General features: G+C 43.5%; 2 protein-coding genes and 1 pseudogene. All 3 read right to left on the reverse strand.

Annotated elements, in window-relative coordinates; genetic code table 11:
- On the reverse strand, positions 1-309 hold a 309-nt coding region (locus tag VB083_RS09715), incomplete at its 3' end, for a hypothetical protein (RefSeq protein ID WP_323402003.1).
- Between the two features lie 37 nt (positions 310-346).
- Positions 347-913, reverse strand: coding sequence for a uracil-DNA glycosylase (locus VB083_RS09720; protein ID WP_213701703.1), 567 nt, complete (start codon positions 911-913; stop codon positions 347-349).
- Between the two features lie 16 nt (positions 914-929).
- Positions 930-1744: pseudogene (locus VB083_RS09725) on the reverse strand (hypothetical protein); the annotation flags it as partial.

The following is a 1744-nucleotide window of genomic DNA, read 5'->3' on the forward strand; positions in this document are numbered from 1 at the left end:
AACGGGAATTGACGAAACAGCTTTACCTGCAGCAAAGTCACCTACCTGTTGCATCGCCTTTTTGTAGTTGCCTTCGAGAACACTCTGCCCAATGGATGCCAGCGCCGACGTATCGGAAGCTATTCCCAAAACCTGCGGGGAAGAACCTAAAAACGTCGTCACAAAATCATTGGCGGTTGCTATCGGATCTGGCTGAAACTCTTCTATCTGCGAAGAATGTGACGACGGTGTCTCTCCACATACCACTGACGAACTCGCTATAAAACATATACACACAATAAGAAGAACGATGCCCTTTCTTGAAATCATCCTCTTCCTCCTACTGATTTAAAAAATATAACTCTTACTACAGAAAAGTAGCAATTTCTCGTAAATCAAATAATGTGAGATCAATAGGACGTCCCTTTTCTCTCGATCTATTTCTTAACAAGTAGCTCGGGTGAAAAATAGGACGAATCTGCATTTCTTTTTTTTCTAAAGTCCATGTATAAAATTGACCTCGTAGTGCTGTAACTCCCTTTCGTGTATTTAAAAACCATTGTGTCGGAGTATTTCCAGCTGTAACAACTAAGGCTGGAGAAAGTTCGTCTATCTGTTCTTTTAAAAAAGGCCAACATGCCTCAATCTCTTCTTTAGTTGGTTTTCTGTTCTCAGGCGGACGACATTTCACCATATTGGTAATGAAAAAATTTTCACGTGTCAAACCTACCTCTTCCATCAGTTGTCTCAACAAGTTACCTGATCTTCCGACAAAAGGCCGCCCTAATTCATCTTCCGTCGCTCCTGGAGCTTCTCCTATAAGCATAATCTTGTTTCGTATGTCTCCTTCTCCCATAACCGGCTGCCGGCGCTGAGCACATAATTGACATTTTTGACATGAATTGATCCTCTGTTGTATTGAAAAGATATCCATAGACGATTTATTCCTCCTATTGAGCACTCCATTGTCCACTTGAGGAGATATAACTACTTCCACCAGACCAATTCCCCGCAAGTTTCTTTTTTGAATATACCCCACTAAACGAACCTGAAATAGGTTCGTTTACGTTATATTTTTCTCCGTCAACTTTCATTGTTCCTGTAGCCATTCCAGACCAACTTGCCGAAATAGCACCAGTCTCCGGATCAAATGACCCTGTAATAGCTGCTTTATTTACGATCTTCTGATTAGGGTCGGTATATGACCCAGTCAAAACACCACGTACAGAGGTACCAGAAATAGTCAATTGGAGAGATCCGGAAATTCCTTGTCCTTTAAAAGCACCTCTATAACAACCATCAGCCACTATCTTTTTCTTATGAACAGATTTCGCCACCAAAGCTTTCGTAAAGCCACTTCCACTCCTTATCACAACCTGAATCCCCTGGGCATCTCCCATAGCCATGGCCGGAACAGAAGTCGACTGCCCCGGAGACAACGAGATAGTGTTGCTGCTTCCCTGCCCCCAACCTACTCCTCCCGACTTAATCTCGTTGATAGCTGCTAATGTCATCGATACGTTATCCACAACATGATCGGAAACATTCGTCACCACAATATCGAAATAAGTCGTATCTCCTTCTCCCTTACGAGCTGATACGCTACAGACAAGGGGCTCAGCTGGCGAAACCTTCTTTTCAACCTTCGGCTCTGGTAAAACTTCTACCTCATCGGGCTTCTCTGCTACAACTGCTTGAGCCTCTTCTGGCATATCCGGATCGGGAAGAGCTTCATCCAACCCTATCTCCGATTCTTGGTCCGATA

The organism is Aminobacterium sp. (assembly GCF_034926885.1).
GTDB lineage: Bacteria > Synergistota > Synergistia > Synergistales > Aminobacteriaceae > Aminobacterium.